The sequence below is a fragment of the Amycolatopsis sp. CB00013 genome (genome assembly GCF_001905755.1).
GTDB lineage: Bacteria > Actinomycetota > Actinomycetes > Mycobacteriales > Pseudonocardiaceae > Amycolatopsis > Amycolatopsis japonica.
Window position 1 is genome coordinate 1791136 of record NZ_LIWC01000001.1, and the last position, 26579, is coordinate 1817714.

The following is a 26579-nucleotide window of genomic DNA, read 5'->3' on the forward strand; positions in this document are numbered from 1 at the left end:
GAGACAGATCGATGAAAGGTGCATGGGGATGAACGAGCTGCCTGTCGTGGTGATCGGCGCGGGACCGGTGGGGTTGGCGGCGGCCGCCGAGCTGGTGGAGCGGGGTTTCGAGCCACTGGTGCTGGAACGCGGCGCGGGGGCGGGCGCGGGAGTGGCCGAGTGGAATCACGTGCGGTTGTTCTCGGCCTGGTCCGAGCTCGTCGCTCCGGCGGCCGGGCGGTTACTGGAGGGCACCGGCTGGACGCGACCCGATGGCGAGGCGTATCCGACGGGCTCGGAGTGGGCCGAGCGTTATCTGCGACCCCTGGCGACGGCGCTCGGCCATCGGGTGCGGTTCGATGCCGAGGTGGTCGGTGTCGCGCGGCGAGGCCGGGATCGCGTCGTGGACGGCGGCCGCGACACGGAGCCGTTCACCGTGCATGTCCTCGCCGGGGACGGCTCGGAAGAGCGGATCGCGGCACGGGCGGTCATCGACGCTTCGGGGACCTGGTCGACGCCGAATCCCCTTGGCGGGGAAGGACTTCCCGCCATCGGCGAACGAGCGGCGGCGGACCGGATCGCCTACCGCGTGCCGGATCTGGGCGACCCGGCGGTGCGGAACCGGTACGCGGGCGGACACGTGGTGGTCGCGGGGAGCGGACACTCGGCGCTGACCGCGCTGGTCGCGTTGTCCGGGCTCGCGAAAGACGCGCCCGGTACGCGGATCAGCTGGGTGTTGCGCCGCGGGTCGGTCGGCAACACCTTCGGCGGTGGCGATGCCGACCAGCTCCCGGCGCGGGGAGCGCTCGGCCTGCGGGCTCAGGAGGCCGTGAAGTCCGGGCTGATCGACGTCGTGACCGGATTCCGCACAGAAGCGCTCGAACGCGACGACGCGGGGAGGCTCGCGCTGATCTCCTCCGCGGGCCAGCGGATCGAGCACGTCGACGAAGTGGTGACGCTGTCCGGGTTCCGGCCGGACCTGACCTGGTTGTCGGAGCTCCGGCTGGAGCTGGACCCGACCCTGCAGGCGCCGGTCGCCCTCGCGCCGCTGATCGATCCGAACGTGCATTCCTGCGGAACCGTCTACCCGCACGGCGCGAAGGAACTCGCCCACCCGGAGAAGGACTTCTACCTGGCCGGGATGAAGAGCTACGGCCGAGCGCCGACTTTCCTCGCCATGACCGGTTACGAACAGGTCCGCAGCATCGCCGCCGAACTCGCCGGTGACCACGAAGCGGCGACGCGCATCGAATTGCACATGGCCGAAACCGGCGTATGCGGCGGCGCCGGGCTGTTCGACGAGCCTGACGACGCGGCGTCCGGTGGATGCTGCGTCACGCCGGAGACGGAGGTCCTGACACGGTCGTGACCCTCGCCCGCGCGGTTCCGATCACTCCACCGGCGCTTTCGTGGTCCAGCGTTTCCGCAGCCGGAGACTCACGTACACCAGGGCGACCAGCACCGGGACCTCGATCAGCGGTCCGACGACCCCGGCGAGCGCCTGACCCGACGTCACGCCGAAAACGCCGATGGCGACGGCGATCGCGAGTTCGAAGTTGTTGCCCGCGGCGGTGAACGCCAGTGTCGTGGTGCGTTCGTAGGACAGCCCGGACGCCTTGCCCAGCAGATATCCGCTGGTCCACATGACGGCGAAGTAGGCAAGCAGCGGCAAGGCGATCCGGGCGACGTCGAGAGGCCGGGACGTGATGGTCTCCCCTTGCAGGGCGAACAGGATCACGATGGTGAACAACAGGCCGTACAACGCGACCGGGCCGATCTTCGGCAGGAACGTGCCCTCGTACCACTCACGGCCCTTGTTCCGCTCCCCCGCGCGGCGGGACAGATAGCCCGCGGCGAGCGGGATGCCGAGGAAAACGACGACGCTGAGCGCGATTTCCCACGGTGAGAAGTCGACGCTCGAGGTGTCCAGACCGAGCCAGCCGGGCAGCAGGTCCAGGTAGAACCAGCCGAGCACCCCGAACATCAGCACCTGGAAGACCGAGTTCACCGCGACCAGCACCGCCGCGGCCTCGCGATCACCGCAGGCGAGGTCGTTCCAGATGATCACCATCGCGATGCACCGGGCGAGACCGACGATGATCAGGCCGGTCCGATACTCGGGTAGGTCCGGCAGCATCAGCCAGGCGAGCGCGAACATCAGCGCCGGGCCGAGAATCCAGTTCAGCACCAAGGAAAGCACCATCGTGCGCCGGTCCTTGGTCACCGCGCCGAGCCGGTCGTAGCGGACCTTCGCCAGGACCGGGTACATCATCAGCAACAGCCCGAGCGCGATCGGCAGCGACACCTGCCCGATCTTCACCGCGTCCAGCACTTCCCGCAGACCGGGGATCACGCTGCCCAGCAGCAGCCCGGCACCCATCGCGATGATGATCCAAGCCGGCAGATAACGGTCCAGAAAGGACAGATTGCGCAGGACGTCGGGTTCGTCGGCGGCAAGCGTCACGTTGGGGCCTCCTGGCTCCGGGAAGTCGGTCAGGCGTCGAGGATTTCGGCGACCAGGCCGCGGACGCGGCGGTCGATCTCGTCCCGGATCGGACGGACGGCGTCCGCGCCCTGCCCCGCCGGGTCTTCAAGGGGCCAGTCCAGGTACCGCTTTCCGGGGAACACCGGACAGGTGTCCCCACAGCCCATGGTGATCACCACGTCGGATGCCTCGACGTCCTCGGTGGACAGCTTGCTCGGCACCTCGGCGGTGATGTCCAAGCCCCACTCCGCGAGCGCCGCGGCCGCGGCCGGGTTCACCATCGCGGCGGGCTCCGAACCAGCGGACCGGACAGTGATCCGGCCGAGCGAGTAGTGCTGCAGCAACGCCGCGGCCATCTGTGAACGACCGGCGTTGTGCACGCAGACGAACAACACCTCGGGTGTGCGGGTCATCGGCGGAGTCCTCTCGGCGTTCGACTGGATCGAAGTCCACGAATCCAGATTCAAGGACTTGCATCGATATTTGTCAATCCACCGGGTACGCTCGCCGTCGAAGGTCACTCCGACCGAGGAGGACACATGGCGACGGAGCACGGGCGCGGCCGGAAGCCGGTGCCCATCACCCTTCTGATGGCCGAGCCCGCGGCGGTCATCGCCCAGGACGAGGCCGAGCAGGCGGCGAAGTTGTTCAAGGCCCTCTCGGATCCGATCCGGATCAGGCTGCTGTCGCTGGTCCGTCATTCACCCGGCGGCGAGGCCTGCTTCTGCGATCTCGCCGAAGAGTTCGACATGCCGCAGCCGTCACTGAGTCATCATCTCCGCGTTCTGGTCGCGGCAGGCATCCTCGATCGGGAACGACGCGGCACCTGGAGCTGGTACACCGTCCTTCCCGAGCCGCTCCGCTCCCTGGAGACCCTTCTGCACGCCGGTGGCCCGCTGGCCGACCGGGCCGCGCCGCTGTCGAAGACGTGACCGTCCGGCTGACGATATGCCGCGGCACCTGACGGTTCCGGCGGCCGCCACAACATGTTCACAACAGTCCCGTGTCGTGTCGCCGGTCAGGATTCCTGCTCGATGTCTTCGACGCAGGGAGGGAACTTGCGCGCATTGAGGAAGCTTTCCGCGATGGTCGCCGTAGTGGCCGCCACCATGCTGTGCCCGGCGATGGCGAGCGCCGCCGTCGGGTGCGCCGAACTCAGCCGGGGCGGCAACATCGATCCAGGTCTGGCCTCGATGCCGAACGGGCCGCTGGACATCTTCCAGGTCAGCTCGTCCGGCAACGTCTTCCGCACTCAGGTGGACCCCCGCACGAACGGAGTGATCACCGCCCAGAACCTCGGAGGCGTGTCCCGTTCCGAGCCGGGCGCCGTTTCCTGGGGCCCGGGGCATTCGGCGGTGTTCGTCCGCGGCGCCGACGACGCGCTGTACTTCATGCAGTTCGAGAACGGCGTGGCGTCCGGCTGGCAGAACCTCGGCGGGGTCATCACTTGGAATCCGCACGCGGTTTCGGCCGGACCGGGGCATCTCATCGTCTTCTATCGAGGCTCCAACAAACAACTGTGGTACCGCGAATACGTGAACGGCGTGTGGGGCCCGCACACCAGCCTCGGCGGCGTGCTGACGTCCAGCCCGATCGGGGTCTCCTCGCGGCCGGGCCATGTCGCGGTCGTCACCAGGGGCCAGGCGAACGACCTGTACTACCTGGAACGGGTCGGGGCCGGCTGGAGCAACTGGGTCGGGCTCGGCGGCAGGTTCGCCGTCGACCCGATCGCCGTCTCGCGGGGGCCGGGACTGGTCGACGTGTTCGTGCGGACGACCAACTCGCGGGTCGCGGGGATCAGCTACAACGGCTCGTCCTGGGGCTCGTGGTTCGACCTCGGGGCGCCACGGGGCGGCGCGGTGTCCGAACCGGGCGCGGCCGCGACGAGTTCGGGCGAACTGGTCGTGTTCGCCCGCGGTGACGAGGCTCCCGCGCAGTTCCGCCCCATCACGCGCAACTCCTCGTTCGACGGCGGGGTGACCTGGTCGGGCTGGATCATGGTCGACGCGGGTTATGGCCCTCCGTCGTCCAACAACCCCGAGGCGACCGCGAACGCGTTCGGCGGTTGGAACTTCGCCGCGACGAACTTCCCGGCCGGTGCTCGTGTCGGACCGCTACGGGTTTGCTCGTCCTCGTTGTGACCGTGAAACCGCCGCCGGGGCACCGTTCCCGGCGGCGGTTCGTGGCCTCACTTCTCCCTCAGCCACTGCTCCGCTTTTCGCCAGATGGCCCGCGAATCGAGGCCGGCGGTGCGCCAGGTGGTGGCGCGGGTGGTGCCGAGGTCGCGGTACTTCCGCATGATCGCCACGTGGGCCGGCAATCCGACGAACCCACGCAAGCCCTCGTGGTCGCGCCACACCGAAACCGATCCCAGCCGCCAGCGCGACGGTTCCACCCACAGCCATTGGCCGACCGCGCCGGGCAGCCGGGGCCACTCGCGGCTGAGCACGTAGCCCGCCCGGTAGGCACCCGGGGTGCTCCGGAAGTCGTCGAGCGTCAACGCGGTGACGCTGACCAGCACGTCTCCGGAGAAGTCCGCGGCATGGCCGGGCATCCACTTACCTCTGATCATGCTCGCTCCTCACGTCGCTTCAGTCCGAAATGGCTGCGCCACGCGTATGATACGCACATGCTTACTAATTGGTTGTCGTACCTTCGCGCTAGCGTCGCTTCATGACCCCCGCCGATGCCCGCGAAGCCCTCCTGTTCCACTCATGCACACACCCGGATGTGGACGATCCGCGCTGGCGGACGGGTTTCATCGGGTCATTGCGTCCCTTCTCCGGCTTGCGCGAGGAGAACTACCACGAAGTGATGTCGGCGTTGCGGGCTCTCGCCGAACCACTACAGGCCGACTTCGTTCCCCGCGAGGTGGTCTCGGCCGTGGTCGGAATGTGTCATTTCGCGCGGGCTTGGGGTGTCGCACCCGATGGCATGCTGGGCCAGAACGGGCTGATCAGCGCCGCGGACGCTGCCCGTCTCGACGAATGGATCTGGACCATTTCCTACGCGCTGGCCATGATCCTGGACGGCGCCGTGGCGGAGGCCTTCGACGACTACGACCGTCGCCGAACCTGAGCGGCAAGAAACTGACTTCGTCGGGCGTTGCGCCTACGCTGGCGGATCACCGGGCCACATCAGGAGGCAGCGATGCGCAACGAAGCCATGGAACGGCTGGACGTCCTGGTGGGATCGTGGCGAACGACGCTGAGCGACGCGTGGTTCCTGGAACCGGCCGATCGAAAGGTACCGGGTTCGGCGACGATCGAGTGGCTCGGTGAGGCGTTCGTGGTCCTTCGCTGGACGATGGACTGCGAGGACGGGCAAGCCGCGAGCGAGATGGTCCTGGTTCTCGGTCGCAGCGACACCCGCGACGCGTATACGGCTCTGTACCACGACGAACGAGGTGTGTGCCGGGTCTTCGCCATGACCTTCGACGAAACGAACTGGAGCCTGAGCCGGGAAGACCCCGACATGTTCCAACGGTTCGTCGCGGAGGTCGAGCCGGATCGGATCACGGGCCGCTGGGAGGCGTCCGAGGATCAGGGATCCACCTGGCGCAAGGATTTCGACCTCGTTTTCGAGAGGTAGCCGTCAGGTCTTCCGGACGGCGCCGGTGAAACCCGCGATGAACAGGGTCGCCGACGCCCACGCCGCCAGCTGCAGGGCCCAGCCCGCGATGGTGAGGGCCTGCCCGGTGGCGGTACCGGTGGGGGCGCACAGCTCCCGCGCTCCCGTCTTGACCAGTGGCAGCCCGAGATCCAGCCCCACCCCGATCCGTTCCACGACAGCGCATGGCGTCGCCGGTGCGCTCGCGCGCGCGGTGTGCGCCAGGCCGCCCTGCCCGCCGAGGACGAGGGCCAGCACGACCGAACCGGCGAGGACGGTGAACAACAGCAGCAGTGCCCGCCAGGGTTGATAGCCGAAGCCGAGGGCCAGCCCGGTGAACCGGGCCCACATCCGGTCGTGCCACCGAAGTCCGCCGCGGCGGATCTGATCACGCCGTTGCGCCATCAGGATGCCCCGCACTTCGGCGTCGTGGCCGGCCGCCCGGTGGACGGCGGCCAACTGCTGATAGGGCTGGGCGGCGTAGCCGGGCGTACGGGCACGCAACAGCTCCAGCCACCGGGACAAACCGATCTGCTCCGGAAGGTCTCCGTAGGTCGTCTCGGCGATATCGATCAGAGCCCCCGACGCCTGATCCGACCGGGTCACCTCGCTGGTGTCCAACCACAGCGAGCCCTCGATCGACGCCCCGTTCAACCGGATCACGGCGGGTTCGGTGCCGGTGGCCCGGAACCCGGCGCGCAGGAACACGGCCCGGTCGACCTTCAGACCGTCGGCGTACAAGGCGGGCCCGTCCGGGTTCTCCAACCACGCACCGCCGCAATCGAGCAAGCCGACGTGGGCGTCGACCAGTTGGACCGCGCCGGTGGCCCGGAATCCGGCGCGCAGGAACACGCCGTGATCGACGTGCAGCCGGTCGGCCTGCAGGGCGGGCCCGGACGTGTTCTCCAGCCGCGCCCCGTCGCATTCCAGCACCCCGAGATGGGCCCCGCGCAACCGGACCGCACCGGCCGGAGTGCGGGCGTTCACGACCACACCCTTCATCTTCATCGCCGAAGTGGTGAACCTTTCGGCGTCCACCGGCGGATCCTGCGCGGAATGCCCGAAGCGGGACCGGTCCAGCACCAGCCCCGGCAGACGGCCGTCGCGCAGGTCCAGGCCGTCGGGGAGAAAGCAGTCGACCAGCTCGACCCGCCTCTCGCCGGCGATGTTCGCCAGATCGAGGCGGCCGGTGATCCGCGCCCCGCGCAACCGCAGCCCGTGCGGGTCCACCTCGACGTCCCGGCGGCCCCGGACCAGGTCACGGATCAGCGCCGCGGAGACGGTGCGGCTGCTTCCCCACGACGGCATCTCGGCCGGGTCGACCCTTCTGCCACCGGTCAGGTCGAGCACCTCGCCGTCGCGGACCGCGTCGAGCAGGCGCCGCCCCATCCCCTCGTCTGACACCCGATCATGCTGGCCCGCCCACGGCACGACGGCAAGCGCGAAACTCGAGTGCGATCGGCCTGATCTGCCACTACGGTCCCGACCATGCCCGCGGATGCTTTCGTACCAGCCGGTTTCGTCCCGCCGACCGCGCTCGTCACCGACGAGTTCCGCCTCGAACCCTTGGGACCGGAACACAATTCGGCCGACCATGCCGCCTGGACGTCGAGTATCGAGCACATCCGCTCCACTCCCGGCTATCCCGACGGCGACTGGCCGCCGCGCGACGGTATGACCCTCGACGAGAACCTCGCCGACCTGCGCCGCCACGCCGAAGACTTCGCGCGACACAAAGGCTTCACGTTCACCGTCCTCAGCCCGGCCGACGGCGACGTCATCGGTTGCGTCTATCTGTATCCCACGGCCTCCGAGGACTGGGACGTCACGGTGCAGTCCTGGGTCCGGGCCGACAAAGCGGAGCTGGATGCCGTGCTCGCCGACGCCGTCGCACGCTGGCTCGTCTCGGATTGGCCGTGGGAACGGGTGGATCGCTGCGGTCGCTGAGGTGACGGCTGTACGTGAAGGCCCCCTTCCTTGCGCTAGACGCAGTGAAGGGGGCCTTCACGTACTTGGGGAGGCCTTCACGGACCTGATCATCAACGTCCGGCGACCCGAAATCGCAGGTGAGTCGCGACCCCCGCGACAGGTTCACCCTCCGGCACCAACTCGCCGGCGCGCCCGCCGAACAGCCCGGTCCCCTGCCCCAGCAGCACCGGGGCGATGTGGAGATGCACCTCGTCGAGCAGGCCCGCGCCGAGCAGTTGCCCGGCGACGTCCGCGCCCATCACCAGGACGTCCTTGTCTCCCGCGGCTTCCTTGGCCCGCCGGACCGCGGCCTCCAGTCCGTCGAAGGAGAACGTCCCGCCGTTGTCGCCGCGGAAGTCTTCCTCGATCCGGTGGGTCACCACGAAACTCGGCACGCCGGGCCACGGCGTACCGCCCCACGGACGCAGGCCGAGGTCGAAGGTGCGCCGCCCGATGACGGTGGCCCCGACGATCGCGTTCACCTCCTCGACGGCACGGGCGTCGGCTCCCTCGCCCGCCATCCACTCGTGCAGCCGTTCGCCGCCGTCCCCCATCGGCTCGTCGGCCCGCACGTTCGGCCCGGCGGTGAAACCGTCCAGCGACATCGACACATCCAGCACCACCTTGCTCATCGCAAGGCCTCCTTCGTCTCCGTAGCGCCGCGATCCGGGCGCGTTCATCGAAGAGTCGGAGCCGGCCCGGCCATCTCGACATCGGCGATTGCGCGATCCAGCCGACGCGGTCTATGTTCCTACGTGTCCGGATAGCGTCTCAGGCTGTCCGATTATCGGACGCCTCGCCGGAATCGGCCGAAGACGAGGAGCGAAAGTGACGAACGTGCCCGCCTCGCGCGCGACGGCCGATTCGAGTGTCAGCCGGTCGGCGTTCCGGCGGGTCCTGGCGGGCAGTACCGCGGGCGCCGTGCTCGAGTGGTACGACTTCGCGCTCTACGGGATCCTCGCGGCGACCGTGCTCGGCCCGCTGTTCTTCCCTGGTGGCAACGGATTCGCCCAGTTGCTGCTCGCGCTGGCGACGCAGGGGCTCGGCTTCGTCGCCCGCCCGATCGGCGGCATCGTCTTCGGGCATCTCGGCGATCGCCTCGGGCGCAAACCCATGCTGGTGACCACTTTCCTGCTACTCGGGTTGTCGACCTCCGCGATCGGGCTGCTCCCCACCTATTCGCAGGTCGGGATCGGGGCGACGATCTCGCTCGTCGTGCTGCGGCTGATCCAGGGATTCGCCCTCGGCGGCGAGTTCGGCGCGGCGGTGCTGATGGTCAGCGAATACGGGAGCCCGAAACGGCGCGGGTTCTGGTCGGCGTGGCCGCAGGCGGGTGCGCCTCTGGGCACGGTGCTGGCCACGGCCGTGGTCGGCGGGATCGCCTTGGTCCTCCCCGACAACGCCTTCGACCAGTGGGGCTGGCGAGTCGGGTTCTTGTTCGCGATCCCGCTCCTGGCCATCGGCTTCTGGATCCGGCGCCGCATCGACGAATCCCCGGTGTTCCAGGAAGCGCAGGCACGGGCCTCGGCTTCCGCGGAGACCGTCCGCGAGCGGTCGAGCATCCTCGAAACGCTCGCCCACCCCGGTCCCGTCCTGCGCGGTCTCGGCGTGCGGCTGGGCGAAAACGTGGCCTTCTACGTCTACACCGTCTTCGTGGTCGCTTATGCCACAAAGACTTTCGGCTACGACAAAGCCGACGTTCTCCTCGCCGTCGCCATCGGGTCGCTGCTGCAGTTCGCGGGGATGCTCGCCGGCGGCCATTGGTCCGACCGCGTCGGGCGGCGCACCGCGATGCTGGTCCCCGCGCTCGGTCTCGCGGTCTGGGCGCCGGTCTTCTTCGCGATCGTCCAGGCCGACGCGCTGCCTTTGCTCTATCTCGGCGTCGGCGTCGGCGCGGCGTTGCACGGGCTCCTCGCCGGGCCGGAAGCGGCTTGGATCGCCGAACTCTTCCCGACGCGCCGCCGTTTCGCCGGCGCTTCCCTGGTCTTCCAAGGATCTTCGATCATCGCCGGTGCGCCGGCGCCGCTCATCGCGGTGTGGCTGGCCGAAAAGCAGGGCCCCACGGCGGTCGTGCTGTACCTCGTGGGCACGATCGCCGTCACCGTCGTCGCCCTGCTCCTCAGCGCCGAAACCCGTGGAGCCGACCTGAACTAGGCGTCGATGGGCACGAGCAGCCCGAACACCCGCGTCGCGACCCGCCCCTCGGCGACCAGCGCCGGATGATCCGCCACCACCGCTTCACCGCCGGACCACGGTCGGCTGTCCAGCAGGACTTCGTTGTTCAGCAACGCGCCCTCGTTGTGCGCGACGAACAACCGGAGCCCGTGCACCTTCCGGCTGAGCTTCTCCGCGCGCAACGCTTCCAGCAACCGGTCGAGCAACGGTTCGACGGAAGGCACGTTCTCGGCGAACAGGGTGATCTGCGCACCCAGCACCAGTTCGAACGGACCGTCCGGATGGTCGTACCGCTCGCGGTCGACCTGATCGGCCGCGGCGCCGGGCGACAGCAACCCGTTGACCATCGGATGCAACGACCCGAGGCTGAACTTGTTCACCGCCTGGCCGATCGCTTCACGCCAAGTGGTGCCGAACCCGGCGAAGCTCTCGACGAGCCACGGCTCGGCCAGCGCGGGATGCGACACTGCGAAGTCGACCTGAGCCATCACCTTGCCTTCCGAGGTGGGGTGCACGACGAGTTTCGTATCGACACGAGCGTCATCGCCCAGCAGGACGCCGTGCTCGCTGAGCAAAGACTCGAATACCGCTTGCGGTGAAGGCACACCGCCGTCGTCCTCGACGACCGGTTCCAGATCCTTGAACAACACGGGTTCGCCGAGTTCCAGGTCCGCGAGCTGCGATCCGGCGTTCAGCGCCTCGTTGATCACGGCGAACGTGCTGCTGCGGAACGCGATCCGCTCGAATTCCGCACGGGTCGCGTACTGGGCACGCTCGTACGCCGCCACGAAGACCGGCTCCTGCGCGAGGAAGACCTGCCCGCGGGAGTCGCGCACGGTGTCCGGATACGTGACGTCCGGCAGCAACCGCCGGACGTAGGCCATCGGCAAAAAGACGAGCAGCCGCTCGGCCAGCCACGGCTCCACTCCCGCGCCGGTCAGCCGTTCCCAGAACACGTCGTCGCTCGGCGGTTCTTCGCCCGCGCAGAACGCGGCGATCCCGATTTCGAGCGCGCCATCGAGCCCCCATGATGCGATCACCGCCGAAGTCTAGGGGAGGCACGCGGGACCCGGTGCACTCCAGCCCTCGACGATGGCCGCGATGATCTTGGTGGTCGCCTCCCCCGCGTCCGCGCTGACGACGTGCCCGGCGCCGGGGATGACGTGCTCGGCCACGCCTTCGGCCTTCGCCCAGCGGGGCATCGCGGTCGCGATGTTGCCGGTGCGGTCGTCTTCACCGCGAACGAGGGCGAGCGGAACGGGCGTGCGGTAGCCCGGCTCCGGGTCGACGAGCGACACGGTGGCCCGCCAGACGTCGAGGAAGACGCGTTTGGGCATCCGCGCGAACGTCGCCTCGCATTCGGCGATCCCCGCCGGGGTCACAGCGGACGCGCGGGCCATGAGTCCCGGCAAACGCCCGGCGGGGATGAGCGCCAGTGAGGGCGCGGCGAGTTTCAGCAGAAGCCGTTCGGCGGCGGTCAGCGGGCCTTCGTTCCACGTCGAATCCACGACGATGAGGCCCGAAGCGCGGTCCGGGAAACGGCGGACGAGCGCTTGGGAGAGATTCCCGCCGAGTGAGTGTCCGATCAGGACCGGACGCTCGAGCCCGAGGTGGTCGAGGAGCGAGTGGAGGGAGTCGAGCGCGAGAGCCGCGCTGAACCGCGTGCCCGGCAGGAGGCTCGACTCCCCATGAGCGGGTTGATCCCAGCTGATCACCCGATGACCGGCGTCGTGCAGGGCGTGCGCCTGCGCGTCGAACATCCGGTGATCCATCCCGGCGCCGTGGGTGAAGACGACGGGCCGCCGCTCCCCCGCCAGATCGCCGTACCGCAGCTCGTAGCCGTCCTTTCGGAGCACCTCGCTCATTTTCACCATGTTCTGAACATACTGTAAGTAGGTCAGGAGCCGGTTTCGAGCCACTCCTGGAAAGTGGGGCCGGCCAGCTTGGCGTGCGGGCCGGGCAGGAACCCGCCCTTGGCGGCGATCTCGCCGTCGGGCACGTTCGCCCCGTCGATGCCGACGACCTTGATCCCCCGGGCGTCACCGGCGAGCCGAGCCGCCTCCGCCATGATCTCCTCGCGTGGCCCGGCGATCTCGGGGATCGGAGTTCCGGGTGCGGCCGGAGCAGCCGCAAGATCGGCCAGCTCCTCGGCCACGGCGCGGCAAGCCACGAGCTGAGTGGGCACAGCGGGCACATAAGCGACGTCGTCCCGCCGCCAGTCGAGCAGCTGAAGCACGAACTCGTGGAACTGAGCCGCCCGCAGAAGACGGACCGGCAGCGGCCCGGCCGAGAGGAACTCCTCGTGCTCCTTCTTGGCGGCGAGGAACCCGGTGGTGGCGTTGTCGACGCCGATGATGGACGCCGCGGCGATCAGGCCGACTCCGGCCCGCCTGCCTTCCTCGTGCAGATTGCGGGCCGAGGTACGGAAGAACTCCGTCGCCGCCTCCTGGTCGGAAGCGTGCCAAGAGGCGACGTCGATGATGACGTCCACCCCGGTGAGCGCCTCGGCGAGCCCTTCGCCGGTGATGATGTCCACGCCGGTGGCCCGGGACATCGGGACGACTTCGTGCGCGCGTTCGGTGAGGACGTCGACGACGTGGCGTCCCAGCCGCCCGGTCGCTCCCGCCACTGCGAACTTGCTCATTTTTCAGGCCTTTCGTGAAGGTGGAAGGTCAGTCGGTGTAGTTGCGGCCGGGCGGCATCCCCGGGATCGGCTTCGCGATGAGCGCGGCGGGGGCGAAGAACCCGATGTGGGCGATGACCATGACGAGCGTCCAGAGCGCCTTGTCGTCGTAGTGCGCGGACGCCCTGGTGTACAGCTGGTCGGGAACGCGCTCCCCCGACGGGTTGGCGGTGAACACGGCTTCCCCCAGCTCCAGCGCGACCCGTTCGGCATCGGTGAAGCAGGTCGCGTCGCGCCAGGTGACCACGGAGGTGATCCGCTCCTCGGATTCACCGAGCTCTCGCAGAACGCGCGTTTCACGGACGACGAAATACGTGCTGCCGAGCAGTTGCCCGGCACGCAGTTGCACCAGGCTGACCGTGGTCGCGGGAATGGTGCCGTTCTTGATGACCTTGTGCAGGCCCGCGCCGACTTCCGCCAGCTCGGGCACGAACGGGAGCGGATTGGGCATCCGCGACCGCGGGCCCTTCGCCGAAGTTGTGGACATGATCGGGACTTCCTCACTCGTATGTCGCTTGGTGACGAGCAAGAGATCCCGGCGGCAGGCCCGGTGTGACAAGTCCGCCGTGTGGCGCAGGCCACCACTCCCGGGTGTCACAAACCGGCGGCGGCCGGGATCGTAGGGACGAACACGAACGGGGGAAACCAGCGATGAGCGAACAGCACGAGACACCCGGCGTCCTGGATCCGGCGACCGAAACGTTCGTGGCCCATCGCAATCTGCTGTTCACCGTGGCCTACGAGATGCTCGGTTCGGCCACCGACGCCGAGGACGTCCTGCAGGAGACCTGGCTGCGCTGGTCGGGCGTCGAACTCGACACGGTGCTGGACCGGCGCGCGTTCCTGGTCCGGATCACGACGCGGCAGGCACTCAAACGTCTGCGGACGCTCGGCCGCCGCAAGGAGTCCTACGTCGGGCCGTGGCTGCCCGAACCGCTGCTGACCGCACCGGACGTGGCCGAGGACGTCGAACTGGCCGCGAGCGTTTCGATGGCGATGCTGCTCGTGCTGGAGACCCTCGCGCCGACCGAGCGGGCGGTTTTCGTGCTACGAGAGGTTTTCGCCGTCGACTACGACGAAATAGCCCAGGCCGTCGACAAGACTCCCGCCGCCGTACGGCAGATCGCTCATCGGGCGCGGGCCCACGTCGCCGCGCGCAAACCGCGCGGCACCGGCTCCCCGGCCGAGCACCGGGCCGCGCTCCAGGCGTTCCAGGCCGCGGTGGAAACCGGCGACCTGCAGGGGCTGCTCGACATCCTCGCGCCGGACGTCGTCGCCCTCAGCGACGGTGGCGGGATCAAACACGCCCTGCCGCGGCCGGTCGTCGGCGCGGACGAAGTGGCGCGGCTGCTGGCCGTCGGGTGGTGGAAACGCGGGGCGGAACGGACCGTCGAACCGGTCCAGGTCAACGGCGGACCCGGCCTGCTCATCCGGATCGGCGGCGAGATCGACGGTGTGCTGGCGGTGCGGGTCGAAAACGGCTACGTCACCGGCGCTTACCACGTCCGCAATCCCGAGAAACTCTCAAGTGTGACAAGGGAAATCACCGTGAGCCGATGACAAAGCGTCCTTCGCCGCATCAGACGCGGCGAAGGACGCTTTCAGCCCGTCCAGGGTCACTCCCGGACGGTGGCCGGGGCACGCTGGGGTTCGTCCGGGACCGGATCGACGGGCGCGGCCGGAACCGCCGGCTTGCCGCGCCGCCTGCGGATTTCGAACCCGACGAGGATCAGCGCGAGCGTCACGGCGCTCAGCCAGAACTGCGAGCGGGTCGACGGCAGCAGCGCCATCGCCAGGATCACGCCGCCCATCAGGGCGATGGTCGCGTAGCTCAGCCACGGGAACAGCCACATCTTGAGCGTGAGCTTGTCCGGATCCTCCCGCTCCAGCCGACGGCGGAGCCGCACCTGCGCGAGCGCGATCGAGAGGTATACGAACAGCGCGACGGCGCCGTAGGAGTTGACCAGGAACTGGAAGATCAGGTCCGGCGAGGTGTAGGCGGCGATGACGGAGACGTATCCGATGACCGTCCCGGCCAGGATCGCGCGCCTCGGCACGCCGCTGCCGGAAAGGCGGGTGAACGCCTTCGGCGCGTCGCCGTTGCTGGTCAGCGCGAACAACATCCGCGACGAGGTGTACAGGGCCGAGTTCAGGCATGAGAGCACCGCGGTCAGGACGATCGCGTTCATGATCGTCGCCACGGCCGGGATGCCGAGCACCTCCAGCACCGCCGCGTACGGGCTGACCGCCGTCGCCGGATCGTCCCAGGACTTGATCGCGACGACGAGGAACACGGAACCGACGTAGAACAGCACCACGCGGAAGATGATCGAGCGCATGGCCTTCGCGACCGCCTTCTGCGGCTCCGCGGATTCGGCGGCGGCGATGGTGACGATCTCCGCGCCGGTGTAGAACCCGATGCACGGCACCACCGCCGCGAGTACCGCGCCGATCCCGAGTGGCGCGAACCCGCCGTGGGACACCAGATTCGTCAGGCCGCCGTTGGCACCCGGCCAGAAACCGAACAGGTACAGGGCGCCGACGACCAGGAAGACGACGATCGCGACGACCTTGATCGACGAGAACCAGTACTCGAACTCCCCGTAGGACCGCGCCGAGACCATATTGGTACCGGTGAGGATCAGCAGCAGGCCGAGACTGAGCACCCACAGTGGCACGTCGGGTACCCACAGCTGCAGGATCCGGCCGCCCGCGACGGCCTCGACCGCCACGACGATGACGAAGAAGTACCAGTACATCCAGCCGACGGCGAAGCCCGCGCGGTTGCCGAGCGCCTCCCTGGCGTAGACGTAGAACGACCCGAGCGCGGGTTTGGCGATCGTCATCTCCGCGAGCATGCGCATGATGAGCACGGTGATCAGACCGGCGATGAGGAACGAGACCACCGCCGCCGGGCCCGCCGATTGAATGACCACGCCACTGCCGACGAACAGTCCGGCGCCGATGACGCCGCCGAGGGCGATCAGGTTCATATGTCGCTGTTTGAGCCCTGGTTTCAGGCCGCTGCTCTGTGCGGGACCGGACGTTGAAGTCACGTCTCCTCCTTCTCGCACGCACCGCCGGAGCGGTGGCGCTGGGAGCTCCATTGTGGTTCCGGTCACCGTAGGAACAAGTCGGGCCAGGGGCGAGTGCCAGTTACGATGTGGGAAAGGGGTCCAGATCACTCTCGGGACGAGCGTCGCCCGGCCAAGGCCAGCAGTTCCGCCGCCGGACCGGTGAGGCGCCGTCCCTCCGGCCAGACCGCGTGCAGCACCCGTCCGAAGTCGACACCGTTCACCGCGACGGGCACGAGATCGTGGTCCGCGACGTCCAGGGCGCTGATCACCGCGGGACCAGCGCCCGCCACCACGGCGCTGCGGACGGCGGAGGCGGAACCCAGTTCCAGCAACGGTTTCACCGGTCCCACGCCGGCCACGCGCAACGCGAGGTCGACGGTCTCCCTGGTTCCGGAGCCGCGTTCCCGCACCACGAGCGGCGTCGCCGCCAGCTCCGCCGGGGTCAGGGGACGGCGTTCGCGCGCCCAAGGATGGGTGCGGTCGACCACGACCACGAGATGGTCCACGGCGACCTTCCGCGATGTGAGCCCGGTGAAGGGGCCCGGTGATTCGACGAAGCCGATGTCGGCCTTGCCCTCGCGGGCAAGTCCGGCGACCCGATCCGAGTTCGTGACCTCCAGGCCGAGGTGGAGCCCGGGGTGAGCGCGGTTGAGTTCCCCGATCCAGCGTGGGACCAGATGCTCGGCCGGCGTCATGCTCGCCGCGATCCGGAGCCCGTTCTCGTGCCGGTTCCGCAGGGCTTCGGCGCCATCGAGCAGTCCGTCGAGTTCGGCGAGCACGCGCCGCGCCCAGCTCGCGATCACCCGGCCGTCCGGGGTGAGCGCGGAACCGCGACGGGTCCGGTCCACCAGCACCAGACCCAGCCTTCGTTCCACAAAGGACAGTCGTTTGCCCGCCGACGGCCGCGTCATCCCGAGTGCGACGGCGGCCTGACCGATACTGCCCAATTCGCCGACGAGGACCAGCAGGCGCAAGGAGTCCAGCTCCGGGGCTGTCATAGCCAAAGTGCATGACCTATCCGTCGTTCTCCCGGCTACCGGCGCTGTCCTTTCCGGACGACGCTCGTCGGTATGAGCACCACGTCTGCGCGGCGAACGAAGCCGCACCTCACCGGTCTGGCCGTCACCGCCCTCGGTGTGGTCGTCGCGTACCTGCTGAGCACCGCCGTTCCCGTGCTGAGCGCACTCACCCTCGCGGTCGTGCTCGGGGTGCTCGCCGGCTCGCTGCCGGTGCTCTCGGACGGCACCCGGCAAGCGATCGCGAAGGTGACGAAGAAGCTCCTGCGTGCCGGTGTCGTCCTTCTCGGTCTGCAACTCGCGCTCCCTTCGGTGCTTTCCCTCGGCCCCGGCACGCTGCTCGCGGTGGTGCTGACGGTCGGCCTCACGTTCCTCGGCACGATCGGGCTCGGCAGGCTGATCGGTGTCCCGCGGGGACTCGCGATGCTGGTCGCGACCGGTTTCTCGATCTGTGGCGCGTCGGCGATCGCGGCGATGGAAGGGGTCGTCGAACGCGAGGACTCCGACGTCGCGACCGCGGTCGCACTGGTCACCTTCTACGGCGGCCTGGCGATCGCGGCGGTCCCGCTCATCGGCGGATGGCTGGGGATGGACGCGCTGCGGATCGGCGGCTGGGCCGGATTGGGCGTGCACGAGGTCGCCCAGGTCGTCGCGGCCGCCACCCCGGCCGGGACCGCCGCCGTCGCGGTCGCCGTGGTGGTGAAGCTGAGCCGTGTCGTCCTGCTGGCGCCGATGGTCGCCGCGGTCAGCGTGCACGAACGGCGGCGCCGCCCGTCAGCCGCCGGGAAGCGCGCCCCGCTGGTCCCGCTGTTCGTCCTCGGTTTCCTGGCGATGGTGGTGGTGCGGAGCACCGGGATCCTGCCCGGCGTGGCGCTCGACGTCGCCAAGGTCGTCTGCACGCTGCTGCTGGCCGGAGCGCTCTTCGGGCTGGGCTGCGCGGTCCGGATCGGCACGCTGGTCCGCACCGGTGGCCGGGCGCTGCTGCTCGGCCTGCTCTCCACGCTGCTCGTCGGCACCATCGCCTACGTCACCCTCGCGCTGCTCGGCTAGCTTGGACGGCGGTCAAGAGGGCGAGCGTCTCGATGTCGGACGCCGAGCAGCCGCGCGAGAGATCGTTGAGCGGCGCCGCGAGGCCCTGGAGGATCGGGCCGAGCGCGACGGCGCCGCCGAGCCGTTCGGCGATCTTGTAGCCGATGTTGCCCGCGTCCAGATTAGGGAACACGAGGACGTTCGCGCGGCCGGCGACCGCGGAACCGGGCGCCTTGGCCGCCGCGATCGACGCCACCAGCGCGGCGTCGAACTGCAGTTCACCGTCCACCGGAAGACCGGGTTCCCGCTGCCGCACCAGCGAAGTCGCCTCGCGGACGACCTCGACCCGCTGATGGTCGGCACTCCCCTGCGTGCTGAACGACAGCATGGCGACGACGGGGTCCTCCCCGGTCAGACCGCGGTGGGTCGCCGCGGCGGCGAGGGCGATGTCCGCCAGCTGCGCCGCGCCCGGCTCGGGCACCACCGCGCAGTCCGAAAAGGTCAGCCGTCGTCCGTCCGGGAGCAGCAACAGGAAGCAACTGCTCAAAGTGGACACACCCGGGGCGAGCCCCACGACCCGCAGCCCGGCGCGCAGGACGTCGGCGGTCGGCCGCGTCGCCCCGGCGACGCAGGCGTCCACGTTCCCCGCTCGCAGGGCGGCGGCCGACACGAACACCGGATCGCGCCGGGCGGCGGCGAGCTTTTCCGGGTGCCGCGCGAATCCCGCCGCCAGCGCGGCCTCGGTCCGGTCGTCGGCAAGGGCTTCCGCGACGTCCACGATCAAGTCGTCCGTGGCTCCTGCCGCGAGCAGGCGCGCCCCGTCGCCGAACAGCAACGGCCGTACGACACCTTCGTCTCGGAGCGCCAGCGCGGCCCGGACGGCGCGGTCGTCGTCGCCGTCCGGCAAGGCGACGCGGAGATTCCGGCCGCGCAAGGCCTTCCGCCATCTGTCGAGCGTCGCGTCCGGCGTGACCACGGTGGTCAAGCTCATCGAAGTACCTCCACGTACGAAGCGGGGGCCGCCGGAAGACGGCGACCCCCACCGGGTGAAAAGGGCTGGTTCAGGGCTGGACGGCCTTCTCGACGTCGTTGAGCATCGCGTCGACGCCGTGCAGCAGTTCGGTGAGCACTTCGCGGTCGGCGACCAGCGGCGGGGAGATCATCAGCATCGTCGCGCCGCGATCGTCGCCGCGGAGGATGACTCCCGTGCGCCGGAACGCCTCCGGGAGCACCTCACGAAGCACCTTCAGCGATTCGGCGTCGGTCAGCTCCCGGCCGCTGTCGCGGTCGGCCATCAACTCGATGGCGTAGAAGAACCCGGTGCCGCGGACGTCCTTGACGCAGCGGTGCGCGGACTTGAGGGAGTCCAGCGCGGCGAACAGTTCCGGGCCCTCGGTGAGGACGTTACCGAGCACGTTCTCGTCCCGCATCGCGGTGAGGTTCGCGACCGCGACGGCGGTGGCGACGGGATGCCCGCCCCAGGTGGCGCCGTGGGTGAAGACGCCGCCCTTCGGCGAGTCGTACAGCTCGGTGACCAGCTTCTCGCGCACGATCACCCCGCCGAGCGGCGCGTATCCCGACGTCGATCCCTTGGCGAAGGTGATCAGATCCGGCACGACGCCGGTGATCCCGTGCCCGAACCAGTGCCCGAGCCTGCCGAACGAGCAGATGACCTCGTCCGAGACGAGCAGGATGCCGTACTTGTCGCACAGGGCGCGCAAAGCGGGCCAGTACCCCTTCGGCGGGACCAGAGCGCCGCGCCCGTTCTGCACCGGCTCGGCGAACAGCGCCGCGATGGTCTCCGGCCCTTCTTCGAGGATGACCCGCTCGATCGCCGCGACACAGTCCAATTCGGACGCTGGGCCGCAGTCTCCCAGCAGCCCCAACGTGTTCGGCACGTGGCGGACGCCGGGCATGAGCGGGCCGAACGGTTCCTTGATCTTCGCGAGCCCGGTCACCGAAAGGGCGCCGATGGTGGTGCCGTGATAGGCCATGTCGCGGCTGATGATCTTCGTCCGCTCGGGCTGTCCCTGGCTGCGGTGATACTGCCGGGCGAATTTGAGCGCGGTTTCGACCGCCTCCGAGCCGGAGTTGACGAAGAACGTCGTCCCGAGGTCGCCCGGCGCCAGTTCGGCCAGCAACGTGGCGGCCTCGATCGCGGGCGTATGCGCCGAGCCCCAGTTGCTCGCGTAGGCCAGGGTGCCGACCTGGTCGGCGGCGGCCGCGGCGATGTCGGCCCGTCCGTGGCCCATGTTGACGCAGAAGAGCCCGGCGAGCCCGTCGAGATGACGGCGTCCTTCGGTGTCGATCAGGTAGCTTCCCTCGCCGCGTACGAACACCGGGAAATCCGAGGCCCAGGTGTCCTTGCGGGTGAAGTGCGGGCCGAGATGCCGTCGAGCCTGCGCTCGCAGCTGGGTGACGTCCACCGGAGACCTCCTTCGAGACACGAGTCTGTGCTTTGACTTTCGCAACCCGGCTGACACCGGCCCAGCACCAGAGCGGCGACGTTCGATGGGTCCAGTTGGTCGTGAGTGGAGACCCGCTTGAGGTACGTGAAGGCCTCCTTGAGGGACCCAGAGTCCCTCAAGGAGGCCTTCACCGACGAGGGACGCCGTGCCGCACTGACGTGATCGAAGGCGGAACTCGCGTGATCAGAGACGGAACTCCCCGAGTGCGGCCCCCAATCACGCGAGTCACGTCCCTGATCACGCGAGTCACGCTTTTGCACACACCGCAGCTGTTCCTGACGCGCGTGAAGGCCCCCTTCCCCCGGCTCAGCCGAGGAAAGGGGGCCTTCACGCGCAAAACGAGCCCTACACGTAGTCCTTGTACTTCTCCAGGAACCGCACCGGCTTCGACAGCGCGTCGCGGCGGAACGGGTCGCCCAGCTCGCGGGTGCACATGATCTCGACGACGGTGGTCTTGCCCTCGTTCATCTGCGCCTCGACGGCGCGTTGCAACGCGGGGCCGACCTCGTCGAGCTTCTCCACGACAATGCCTTCCGCGCCCATCGCCTTGGCGATCCCCGCGAAGCTCTCGCTCTCCAGCTCGCCCGCGACGAACCGCCGGTTGTAGAAGTCGACCTGGTTCTTCTTCTCCGCGCCCCACTGCCGGTTGTGGAACACCACCGCGGTGACCGGGATGTCGTGGCGGACCGCGGTCATGATCTCGCCCATGCTCATCCCCCACGCGCCGTCGCCGGCGTAGGAGATCGCGGGCCGGTCGGGGGCCGCGGCCTTGGCGCCGATGATGGTCGGCAGCGCGTATCCGCAGTTACCGAAACTCATCGGCGCGAAGAAGGAGCGCGGCTCCTCGAAACGCAGATAGCTGTTCGCGACCGAGTTGATGTTGCCGATGTCGGTCGACACCATCACCCGCGGCGGCATGGCCTTCTCCAGTTCCCGCAACACTTCCCGCGGGTGCAGCCAGTTGCCCTCCTCGCCGTCCTGCTCCGCGATCATGTCGAGGCTGAACGGGTCGGTCTCGTGCGTCCAGGCGTCGAGCTCGGCCTCCCACGCGTCCTTCTCCGCCTTGATCTTCGCCGCGCGAGCGTCCTTTGTGGAGTCACAGGCCAGCGTCCGGTCCGCCAGCCGCTTGGTCAGCGCGACCGCCGCGTCCTTGGCGTCACCGCAGATGCCGACGGTGATCTTCTTGACCAGGCCGAGCATCTTGTGGTCCGCGTCGATCTGGATGATCTTCGCGTCCTTGGGCCAGTAGTCCATGCCATGCTGCGGCAGGGTGCCGAACGGGCCGAGCCGCGAACCGAGCGCGATCACGACGTCCGCCTGCGAAATGAGCTTCATCGCGGCCTTGGAACCCTGGTATCCCAGCGGCCCGCACCACTGCGGGTGGCTCGCCGGGAACGAGTCGTTGTGCAGGTAGCTGTTCACCACCGGCGCGCCGAGGCGTTCGGCGAGCGCCTTGCACTCCTCGACGCCGTCGGCCATCACGACGCCGCCGCCGGAGATGATCACCGGGAACTCCGCCGTGGCCAGCAGTGCGGCGGCCTCGTCGAGGCTCCGTTCGCCGCCGGGGCCGCGGTCGAGCCGGGCGGGTTCCGGGATCTCGGCCTCGATCTCGCCGTAGAAGAAGTCGCGCGGGATGTTGAGCTGCGTCGGGCCGAGTTCCGAATGGGCGCGGTCGAAGCAGCGGCCGGTGTACTCGGCCATCCGCTTCGGGTTGTTGACGTGCCCCTGGTACTTGGTGAACTCCTGGAACATCGGCAGCTGGTTGGCCTCCTGGAAGCCACCGAGGCCGGTGCCCATGGTGCCCGCTTCCGGCGTCACGATGACGACCGGGCTGTGCGCCCAGTACGCGGCCGCGATCGCGGTCACGCAGTTGCTGATACCCGGGCCGTTCTGCCCGATGACGACGCCGTGCCTGCCGCTCACCCGGGCGTAGCCGTCGGCCATGTGCCCGGCGCCCTGCTCGTGCACCACCGGTACCAGCCGGATGCCCGCCGGCGCGAAGATGTCCATCGCGTCCATGAACGCCGACCCCATGATGCCGAAGATGTCGGTGACGCCGTTCGCCACGAGCGTCTCGACGAAGGCCTCGGACGGGGTCATCTTCTTCCGGCCGCTGACGACCACGCGGCCGTCACCCGTCTTCCGTTCCGTCATGTTCCGCTCCTTCGACAGGCGAGATTTACAAAAATCGGTACGTGGCGTTCCTGAAATCAGGATGCGACCGACGATAGGACGCCAACCGTCCAGCGTCAACGTCGGATTCTGGAAACCGAGACGCCATGTGCTACTTTTCGGAACATGGAGCTGCTTCGCGAACCCGATCCGATCAACGGGGACACGCCGACCATGCGGCTGTTCTCCCTGCTCGAACTGATCGCCGCCAAGGACCAGCTGGTCTCCCTGCAGGGTCTCGTCGAGGAGACAGGCTTGCCGAAACCGACCCTGCACCGCATGCTGCAACAGCTCGAAGGCGCGGGCCTGCTGATCCGGCAGGCCGACGGACGCCACTACGGCACCGGCCACCGGCTGCGACGGCTCGCGGAGAACCTGCTCCTCAATGCCACCCACCACGGCGCCCGGCACGCCGTCCTGCGTCACCTCGTCGACGAACTCGGCGAGAGCTGCAACGTGACCACCTTGTCCGGCAATGAGATCGTGTACCTCGACCGAGTCGAAACCCCGGAGCCGCTGCGGTTCTACCTCCGGCCGGGCTCGCGGGTGCCGATCCACTGTTCGGCCAGCGGCAAGATGATCCTCGCGCAGATGAGCCCGTCGCAGCGGCGGAAGCTGCTCGCGCACGCGCCGCTCAAGCGGTACACCGACAAGACCATCACCGACCTCGACGCGCTCGAGGCCGAGTTCACCCGCATCCGCCGGGACGGGTTCGCCCTCGACGACGAGGAGTTCCTGCCCGGGCTGGTGTGCGTCGCGGTCCTCGTGCCAGGGCGCGCCAACCTCTGCGTCGCCGTGCAGGCGCCGGTCATGCGGCTGACGCCGGACAAGGCCCTGCAGACGCTCCCTGCGCTTCAGCGCGCGGCCGAGGCGATCAGCAGCGTCGACGCCGAGGGCGGGTCCGAACCGGAAAGTGTTCCGTCGTAAGGAGTTCTCATGATCCCCGAGCTTCGGCTCCCGGTACGTGACGTCTTCGGCATCGATTCGGATCTCGTCGTCGGCGCGTTCCGCGAACGCACCGAGCACGTCCCCGAGGTCGACGAGGCGTACCGCTTCAACCCGGACGTGACGCTGGCGCTGCTCGCCGGGTTCACCCGCGACCGCCGCGTGCTGGTGCAGGGGCTGCACGGCACCGGGAAGTCGACCCATATCGAACAGGTCGCCGCGCGGCTCAATTGGCCGTGCGTGCGGGTCAACCTGGACGGTCACCTCAACCGCCTCGACCTCGTCGGCCGCGACGCGGTCGTGCTGCGCGAGGGCAAGCAGGTCACCGAGTTCCAGGAGGGCATCCTCCCGTGGGCCTTGCAGCGGCCGGTCGCGCTGGTGCTCGACGAGTACGACGCGGGCCGCCCGGACGTGATGTTCGTGCTGCAACGGGTCCTCGAACGCGACGGCAAGTTCACCCTCACCGACCAGAACCGGGTGCTGCGGCCGCATCCGTCGTTCCGGTTGTTCGCCACCGCCAACACGGTCGGGCTGGGCAATCTCAACGGGCTCTACCACGGCGCGCAGCGGCTGAACCACGCGCAGATCGACCGCTGGAACATCGTGGCGTCGCTGAACTACCTGCCCCCCGCCGAGGAGATCGCGATCGTGCGGGCCAGGCTGCCCGGCATCCCGGAATCCCTGGCGGCGTCCCTGGTCGCGGTCGCCGCGTTGACCCGCAAGGGTTTCCAGGCCGGTGATCTGTCCACTTTGATGTCCCCGCGCACGGTGATCACCTGGGCGGAGAACATCGAGATCTTCGGTGATCCGGCGACGGCCTTCCGGCTGTCCTTCGTGAACAAATGCGACGAAGCCGAGCGCGACCTGGTGGCGGAGTACTTCCAGCGCTGCTTCGACGACGAACTCCACCTGCTCTCGGCATGACCGCCGGGCAGGCGGAAACCCGGCGCCGCAACCAGGTCGAGGAACTGTGCGCGGCCGCGGTCCGGGCGCTCACCGGCGACCCGGCCCTGCATTTCCGGGCGCGGCGGCTGCATCGGGGACGCGACCCGCTCCCCCTGCACGCGCCGCATCTGCGTCAGTCCGCCGCCGACGATCTGGTGTCGTCCCGCGGGATCGCGGACGGGATGGCCTTGCGTCTCACCGTCTCGGACACCGCGCTGCACCGTGGCCTGAGCCCGAGCGATCCGGCCGAGCGCGGGATTTTCGAGCTGCTGGAACAGTTCCGCGTCGAGTCGCTCCCGCCCGCGGACATGCCGGGAATGCGACGGAACCTGCGACTGCGCCATCTGCGCTGGTCACTGGAGTTCCACCGGTCCGGACTGACCGAGACCGCGCGTGGACTGCTCCTGTACACCGTCGCGCAGATCTGCCGGTCGCGGATCACCGGCGAACCGGTGGTCGAAGAGACCGAGGATCTCATCGAAGCGACCAGATTCGCGCTGGCGCTTTCGCTCGGTCACGACCTCGCCGGGCTTCGACGGCACCGGACGGACCAGAAGGCGTTCGCCGAACACGCGCTGGCGATCGCCCGGACGACCGGCGTCCTGCTCGCCGGCACCGAGCAGGACGCCGAGAACGAGGGTGATCCCACCGACCCGCGGTTCAGCCTCGTGATCGACTTCGACAAGAGTCACGGCGAACAGATTCCCGTCGCGACCGCGGGCACCAGCCGGACGTTGGGTGAATCCGGTGCGGCGTACCGGATTCACACCACCGCGTACGACCGTGAACAACGGGTGTCGGACCTGGTGCGCCCCGCGATGCTCGCCGAACTCCGCGAGCGGCTCGACCGGCGTGTCGGCAGGCAGGGCGTCGGGCCGGGACGGCTCGCACGCGACCTCAAAGCGGTGCTCGCCGAACCGGCGCGCGACGGCTGGGACGGCGCGCAGGAGGAAGGTCTCCTCGACGGCCGGACCCTGGCGCAGCTGATCAGTTCCCCCACGGAGCGGAGGATCTTCCGCACCGAGCGGATCGAACCGGTGGCGGACACACTCGTGACGTTCCTGATCGACTGCTCGGGTTCCATGACCGCGCACGCGGAACCCGTCGCCGCGCTGGTCGACCTCTTCGCGCGCTCGATCGAACTCGCCGGGGCGACCTGCGAAGTGCTCGGGTTCACCACCGGCGGCTGGAACGGGGGCAGGCCACGGCGGGACTGGATCCGGGCCGGACGGCCACGGCATCCCGGCAGGCTCAACGAACGACTCCACCTCGTGTTCAAGGCCGCCGAGACGCCGTGGCGCCGGGCACGGCCCGATCTCGCCGCGCTGCTGAAAGCCGATCTGTTCCGCGAAGGGATCGACGGCGAGGCGGTGGCCTGGGCCTGCGCCCGGATGCGCGCGCGACCCGAAGCACGCCGGATCCTGCTCGTCCTCTCCGACGGCAGCCCCATGGACAGCGCGACGAGCCTGGCGAACGATCCGCATTACCTGGACGAGCATCTGCGGGAAACGGTGCTGCGGGAGGAAAGCACCGTCGAGATCCGTGGGGTCGGCGTCGGTCTCGACCTCAGCCCCTTCTACCGCCGCTCGCGAGTGCTCGACACTTCGGTCACGTCCGGGTACGCGCCGTTCCGGGACGTCCTCGGATTACTGGCCCTGCGGTGAATCCTGCTGGCCTTCGTTCTGCTGCTCGCCGCCGGACTCACCGAGGTAGTCCTTCGCCTTGTCGGCGGCCGAGTCGATCTTGTCGGAGTGTTCACCGAAGCGGGACTTCGCGAAGTCGGCGGCCTTGTCGACGTGCTCCCCGCTCACCTTGTCCTTCATACCTTCGAAGTCGATACCCATGAGAACTCCTCACTTTTCGGTACGCCGTCGATCCGGCGCCTGTCTTCCATCAAAGTGCATTCGCGTCTCGGGGCAACTCGGGGGCGACGGGTGGGTGAGTCCGGCACGATTTCCTTCGACCAGGTAAGGAAAATCCGCCTCGACCGGGAAGACACGACGCTCACGGTCGCTCACTCGGGTGGAC

The 26579-nt window shown here is 68.9% G+C and carries 27 protein-coding genes; 12 read left to right on the forward strand and 15 right to left on the reverse strand.

The annotated features are described in order from the left end of the window. Positions 1–28 precede the first annotated feature (28 nt). Positions 29–1348: an NAD(P)-binding domain-containing protein gene (locus AMK34_RS08040; RefSeq protein ID WP_073844022.1), complete on the forward strand. Its 1320-nt coding sequence runs from the start codon at positions 29–31 to the stop codon at positions 1346–1348. 21 nt (positions 1349–1369) lie between these two features. On the opposite strand, the gene arsB is transcribed toward AMK34_RS08040, so the two are convergent. Next, the gene (arsB, locus tag AMK34_RS08045; RefSeq protein ID WP_073844024.1) at positions 1370–2443 is read right to left on the reverse strand and encodes an ACR3 family arsenite efflux transporter; all 1074 of its coding nucleotides are present in this window, start codon (positions 2441–2443) and stop codon (positions 1370–1372) included. Positions 2444–2472: 29 nt separating this feature from the next. Further along, positions 2473–2877, reverse strand: coding sequence for an arsenate-mycothiol transferase ArsC (locus tag AMK34_RS08050; protein ID WP_073844678.1), 405 nt, complete (start codon positions 2875–2877; stop codon positions 2473–2475). Positions 2878–3003: 126 nt separating this feature from the next. On the opposite strand from AMK34_RS08050, the gene AMK34_RS08055 reads away from it, so the two are divergent. Both AMK34_RS08055 and AMK34_RS08060 read left to right on the forward strand, forming a co-directional pair. Further along, entirely contained in the window at positions 3004–3396 is a 393-nt protein-coding gene (locus AMK34_RS08055) for an ArsR/SmtB family transcription factor (RefSeq protein ID WP_174492024.1), read from the forward strand. A gap of 126 nt (positions 3397–3522) precedes the next feature. Further along, a complete protein-coding gene (locus AMK34_RS08060; RefSeq protein ID WP_143202354.1) occupies positions 3523–4605 on the forward strand; it encodes a hypothetical protein in 1083 nt (360 codons plus the stop codon). A 47-nt stretch (positions 4606–4652) separates the two neighbouring features. Here AMK34_RS08060 and AMK34_RS08065 read toward each other — a convergent pair whose 3' ends face one another. Continuing rightward, a complete protein-coding gene (locus tag AMK34_RS08065) occupies positions 4653–5036 on the reverse strand; it encodes a hypothetical protein (protein WP_073844028.1) in 384 nt (127 codons plus the stop codon). Between the two features lie 101 nt (positions 5037–5137). On the opposite strand from AMK34_RS08065, the gene AMK34_RS08070 reads away from it, so the two are divergent. Continuing rightward, positions 5138–5542, forward strand: a complete 405-nt coding sequence (locus AMK34_RS08070; RefSeq protein ID WP_038512257.1) for a hypothetical protein — start codon at positions 5138–5140, stop codon at positions 5540–5542. 72 nt (positions 5543–5614) lie between these two features. Beyond that, positions 5615–6055, forward strand: coding sequence for a hypothetical protein (locus AMK34_RS08075; RefSeq protein WP_073844030.1), 441 nt, complete (start codon positions 5615–5617; stop codon positions 6053–6055). A gap of 3 nt (positions 6056–6058) precedes the next feature. On the opposite strand, the gene AMK34_RS08080 is transcribed toward AMK34_RS08075, so the two are convergent. Next, a complete protein-coding gene (locus AMK34_RS08080; protein WP_143202355.1) occupies positions 6059–7477 on the reverse strand; it encodes a hypothetical protein in 1419 nt (472 codons plus the stop codon). A gap of 84 nt (positions 7478–7561) precedes the next feature. On the opposite strand from AMK34_RS08080, the gene AMK34_RS08085 reads away from it, so the two are divergent. Next, positions 7562–8020 carry a GNAT family N-acetyltransferase gene (locus AMK34_RS08085; RefSeq protein WP_073844033.1) on the forward strand — a complete coding sequence of 153 codons (459 nt, stop codon included), beginning with the start codon at positions 7562–7564 and terminating at the stop codon, positions 8018–8020. A 92-nt stretch (positions 8021–8112) separates the two neighbouring features. Here AMK34_RS08085 and AMK34_RS08090 read toward each other — a convergent pair whose 3' ends face one another. Further along, positions 8113–8673 (reverse strand): dihydrofolate reductase family protein, encoded by a 561-nt coding sequence (locus AMK34_RS08090; RefSeq protein ID WP_073844034.1) that lies wholly within the window; start codon positions 8671–8673, stop codon positions 8113–8115. 196 nt (positions 8674–8869) lie between these two features. Here AMK34_RS08090 and AMK34_RS08095 point away from each other — a divergent pair, with 196 nt between their 5' ends. Continuing rightward, positions 8870–10195, forward strand: a complete 1326-nt coding sequence (locus AMK34_RS08095; RefSeq protein ID WP_073844035.1) for an MFS transporter — start codon at positions 8870–8872, stop codon at positions 10193–10195. Here the strand turns inward: AMK34_RS08095 and AMK34_RS08100 are convergent. Genes AMK34_RS08100 through AMK34_RS08115 form a run of 4 tightly spaced genes read right to left on the reverse strand, consistent with a single transcriptional unit; the run spans position 10192 to position 13386 of the window. Continuing rightward, a complete protein-coding gene (locus tag AMK34_RS08100) occupies positions 10192–11256 on the reverse strand; it encodes a DUF6348 family protein (protein WP_073844037.1) in 1065 nt (354 codons plus the stop codon). The two genes, AMK34_RS08095 and AMK34_RS08100, sit on opposite strands and share 4 nt — an antisense overlap. A gap of 9 nt (positions 11257–11265) precedes the next feature. Continuing rightward, positions 11266–12090 (reverse strand): alpha/beta fold hydrolase, encoded by an 825-nt coding sequence (locus AMK34_RS08105; protein WP_073844039.1) that lies wholly within the window; start codon positions 12088–12090, stop codon positions 11266–11268. Positions 12091–12113: 23 nt separating this feature from the next. Beyond that, the gene (locus AMK34_RS08110) at positions 12114–12860 is read right to left on the reverse strand and encodes an SDR family oxidoreductase (RefSeq protein WP_073844041.1); all 747 of its coding nucleotides are present in this window, start codon (positions 12858–12860) and stop codon (positions 12114–12116) included. Positions 12861–12888: 28 nt separating this feature from the next. Beyond that, complete coding sequence (locus tag AMK34_RS08115) at positions 12889–13386, reverse strand: carboxymuconolactone decarboxylase family protein (RefSeq protein ID WP_073844043.1); 498 nt, start codon at positions 13384–13386, stop codon at positions 12889–12891. A 164-nt stretch (positions 13387–13550) separates the two neighbouring features. On the opposite strand from AMK34_RS08115, the gene AMK34_RS08120 reads away from it, so the two are divergent. Beyond that, on the forward strand, positions 13551–14459 hold the full coding sequence (locus AMK34_RS08120) for an RNA polymerase sigma-70 factor (protein WP_073844045.1): 909 nt from the start codon (positions 13551–13553) through the stop codon (positions 14457–14459). Positions 14460–14515: 56 nt separating this feature from the next. Here AMK34_RS08120 and AMK34_RS08125 read toward each other — a convergent pair whose 3' ends face one another. Beyond that, entirely contained in the window at positions 14516–15892 is a 1377-nt protein-coding gene (locus AMK34_RS08125) for an amino acid permease (protein ID WP_038512240.1), read from the reverse strand. A gap of 188 nt (positions 15893–16080) precedes the next feature. Beyond that, on the reverse strand, positions 16081–16974 hold the full coding sequence (locus tag AMK34_RS08130; RefSeq protein WP_038512238.1) for a LysR family transcriptional regulator: 894 nt from the start codon (positions 16972–16974) through the stop codon (positions 16081–16083). 72 nt (positions 16975–17046) lie between these two features. Here AMK34_RS08130 and AMK34_RS08135 point away from each other — a divergent pair, with 72 nt between their 5' ends. Further along, positions 17047–18042, forward strand: coding sequence for a YeiH family protein (locus AMK34_RS08135; protein WP_038512236.1), 996 nt, complete (start codon positions 17047–17049; stop codon positions 18040–18042). Here the strand turns inward: AMK34_RS08135 and AMK34_RS08140 are convergent. The 3 genes from AMK34_RS08140 to xsc form a co-directional block, all read right to left on the reverse strand. Continuing rightward, on the reverse strand, positions 18020–19012 hold the full coding sequence (locus tag AMK34_RS08140; RefSeq protein WP_073844046.1) for a phosphotransacetylase: 993 nt from the start codon (positions 19010–19012) through the stop codon (positions 18020–18022). The genes AMK34_RS08135 and AMK34_RS08140 overlap by 23 nt on opposite strands. 70 nt (positions 19013–19082) lie before the next feature. Then, positions 19083–20447 carry an aspartate aminotransferase family protein gene (locus AMK34_RS08145; protein WP_073844048.1) on the reverse strand — a complete coding sequence of 455 codons (1365 nt, stop codon included), beginning with the start codon at positions 20445–20447 and terminating at the stop codon, positions 19083–19085. A 387-nt stretch (positions 20448–20834) separates the two neighbouring features. After that, positions 20835–22643, reverse strand: a complete 1809-nt coding sequence (gene xsc / locus AMK34_RS08150; RefSeq protein WP_038512231.1) for a sulfoacetaldehyde acetyltransferase — start codon at positions 22641–22643, stop codon at positions 20835–20837. A 144-nt stretch (positions 22644–22787) separates the two neighbouring features. On the opposite strand from xsc, the gene AMK34_RS08155 reads away from it, so the two are divergent. Genes AMK34_RS08155 through AMK34_RS08165 form a run of 3 tightly spaced genes read left to right on the forward strand, consistent with a single transcriptional unit; the run spans position 22788 to position 26215 of the window. Continuing rightward, positions 22788–23588, forward strand: a complete 801-nt coding sequence (locus AMK34_RS08155; RefSeq protein WP_073844050.1) for an IclR family transcriptional regulator — start codon at positions 22788–22790, stop codon at positions 23586–23588. A 9-nt stretch (positions 23589–23597) separates the two neighbouring features. Then, complete coding sequence (locus AMK34_RS08160; RefSeq protein WP_073844052.1) at positions 23598–24530, forward strand: AAA family ATPase; 933 nt, start codon at positions 23598–23600, stop codon at positions 24528–24530. Further along, complete coding sequence (locus AMK34_RS08165; RefSeq protein WP_073844054.1) at positions 24527–26215, forward strand: cobaltochelatase CobT-related protein; 1689 nt, start codon at positions 24527–24529, stop codon at positions 26213–26215. The genes AMK34_RS08160 and AMK34_RS08165 overlap by 4 nt, the downstream gene beginning before the upstream one ends. Here the strand turns inward: AMK34_RS08165 and AMK34_RS08170 are convergent. Continuing rightward, positions 26198–26395: an antitoxin gene (locus tag AMK34_RS08170; RefSeq protein ID WP_037339279.1), complete on the reverse strand. Its 198-nt coding sequence runs from the start codon at positions 26393–26395 to the stop codon at positions 26198–26200. The two genes, AMK34_RS08165 and AMK34_RS08170, sit on opposite strands and share 18 nt — an antisense overlap. Positions 26396–26579 lie beyond the last annotated feature (184 nt).

Coding starts and splice junctions, on each gene's coding strand:
- AMK34_RS08040 (WP_073844022.1), top strand. CDS start 29: ATGAACGAGCTGCCTGTCGTGGTGATCGGCGCGGGACCGGTGGGGTTG.
- AMK34_RS08050 (WP_073844678.1), bottom strand. CDS start 2,877: ATGACCCGCACACCCGAGGTGTTGTTCGTCTGCGTGCACAACGCCGGT.
- AMK34_RS08055 (WP_174492024.1), top strand. CDS start 3,004: ATGGCGACGGAGCACGGGCGCGGCCGGAAGCCGGTGCCCATCACCCTT.
- AMK34_RS08065 (WP_073844028.1), bottom strand. CDS start 5,036: ATGATCAGAGGTAAGTGGATGCCCGGCCATGCCGCGGACTTCTCCGGA.
- AMK34_RS08070 (WP_038512257.1), top strand. CDS start 5,138: ATGACCCCCGCCGATGCCCGCGAAGCCCTCCTGTTCCACTCATGCACA.
- AMK34_RS08075 (WP_073844030.1), top strand. CDS start 5,615: ATGCGCAACGAAGCCATGGAACGGCTGGACGTCCTGGTGGGATCGTGG.
- AMK34_RS08085 (WP_073844033.1), top strand. CDS start 7,562: ATGCCCGCGGATGCTTTCGTACCAGCCGGTTTCGTCCCGCCGACCGCG.
- AMK34_RS08090 (WP_073844034.1), bottom strand. CDS start 8,673: ATGAGCAAGGTGGTGCTGGATGTGTCGATGTCGCTGGACGGTTTCACC.
- AMK34_RS08105 (WP_073844039.1), bottom strand. CDS start 12,090: ATGGTGAAAATGAGCGAGGTGCTCCGAAAGGACGGCTACGAGCTGCGG.
- AMK34_RS08110 (WP_073844041.1), bottom strand. CDS start 12,860: ATGAGCAAGTTCGCAGTGGCGGGAGCGACCGGGCGGCTGGGACGCCAC.
- AMK34_RS08115 (WP_073844043.1), bottom strand. CDS start 13,386: ATGTCCACAACTTCGGCGAAGGGCCCGCGGTCGCGGATGCCCAATCCG.
- AMK34_RS08120 (WP_073844045.1), top strand. CDS start 13,551: ATGAGCGAACAGCACGAGACACCCGGCGTCCTGGATCCGGCGACCGAA.
- AMK34_RS08125 (WP_038512240.1), bottom strand. CDS start 15,892: ATGAACCTGATCGCCCTCGGCGGCGTCATCGGCGCCGGACTGTTCGTC.
- AMK34_RS08130 (WP_038512238.1), bottom strand. CDS start 16,974: ATGACAGCCCCGGAGCTGGACTCCTTGCGCCTGCTGGTCCTCGTCGGC.
- AMK34_RS08135 (WP_038512236.1), top strand. CDS start 17,047: ATGAGCACCACGTCTGCGCGGCGAACGAAGCCGCACCTCACCGGTCTG.
- AMK34_RS08140 (WP_073844046.1), bottom strand. CDS start 19,012: ATGAGCTTGACCACCGTGGTCACGCCGGACGCGACGCTCGACAGATGG.
- xsc (WP_038512231.1), bottom strand. CDS start 22,643: ATGACGGAACGGAAGACGGGTGACGGCCGCGTGGTCGTCAGCGGCCGG.
- AMK34_RS08155 (WP_073844050.1), top strand. CDS start 22,788: ATGGAGCTGCTTCGCGAACCCGATCCGATCAACGGGGACACGCCGACC.
- AMK34_RS08160 (WP_073844052.1), top strand. CDS start 23,598: ATGATCCCCGAGCTTCGGCTCCCGGTACGTGACGTCTTCGGCATCGAT.
- AMK34_RS08165 (WP_073844054.1), top strand. CDS start 24,527: ATGACCGCCGGGCAGGCGGAAACCCGGCGCCGCAACCAGGTCGAGGAA.
- AMK34_RS08170 (WP_037339279.1), bottom strand. CDS start 26,395: ATGGGTATCGACTTCGAAGGTATGAAGGACAAGGTGAGCGGGGAGCAC.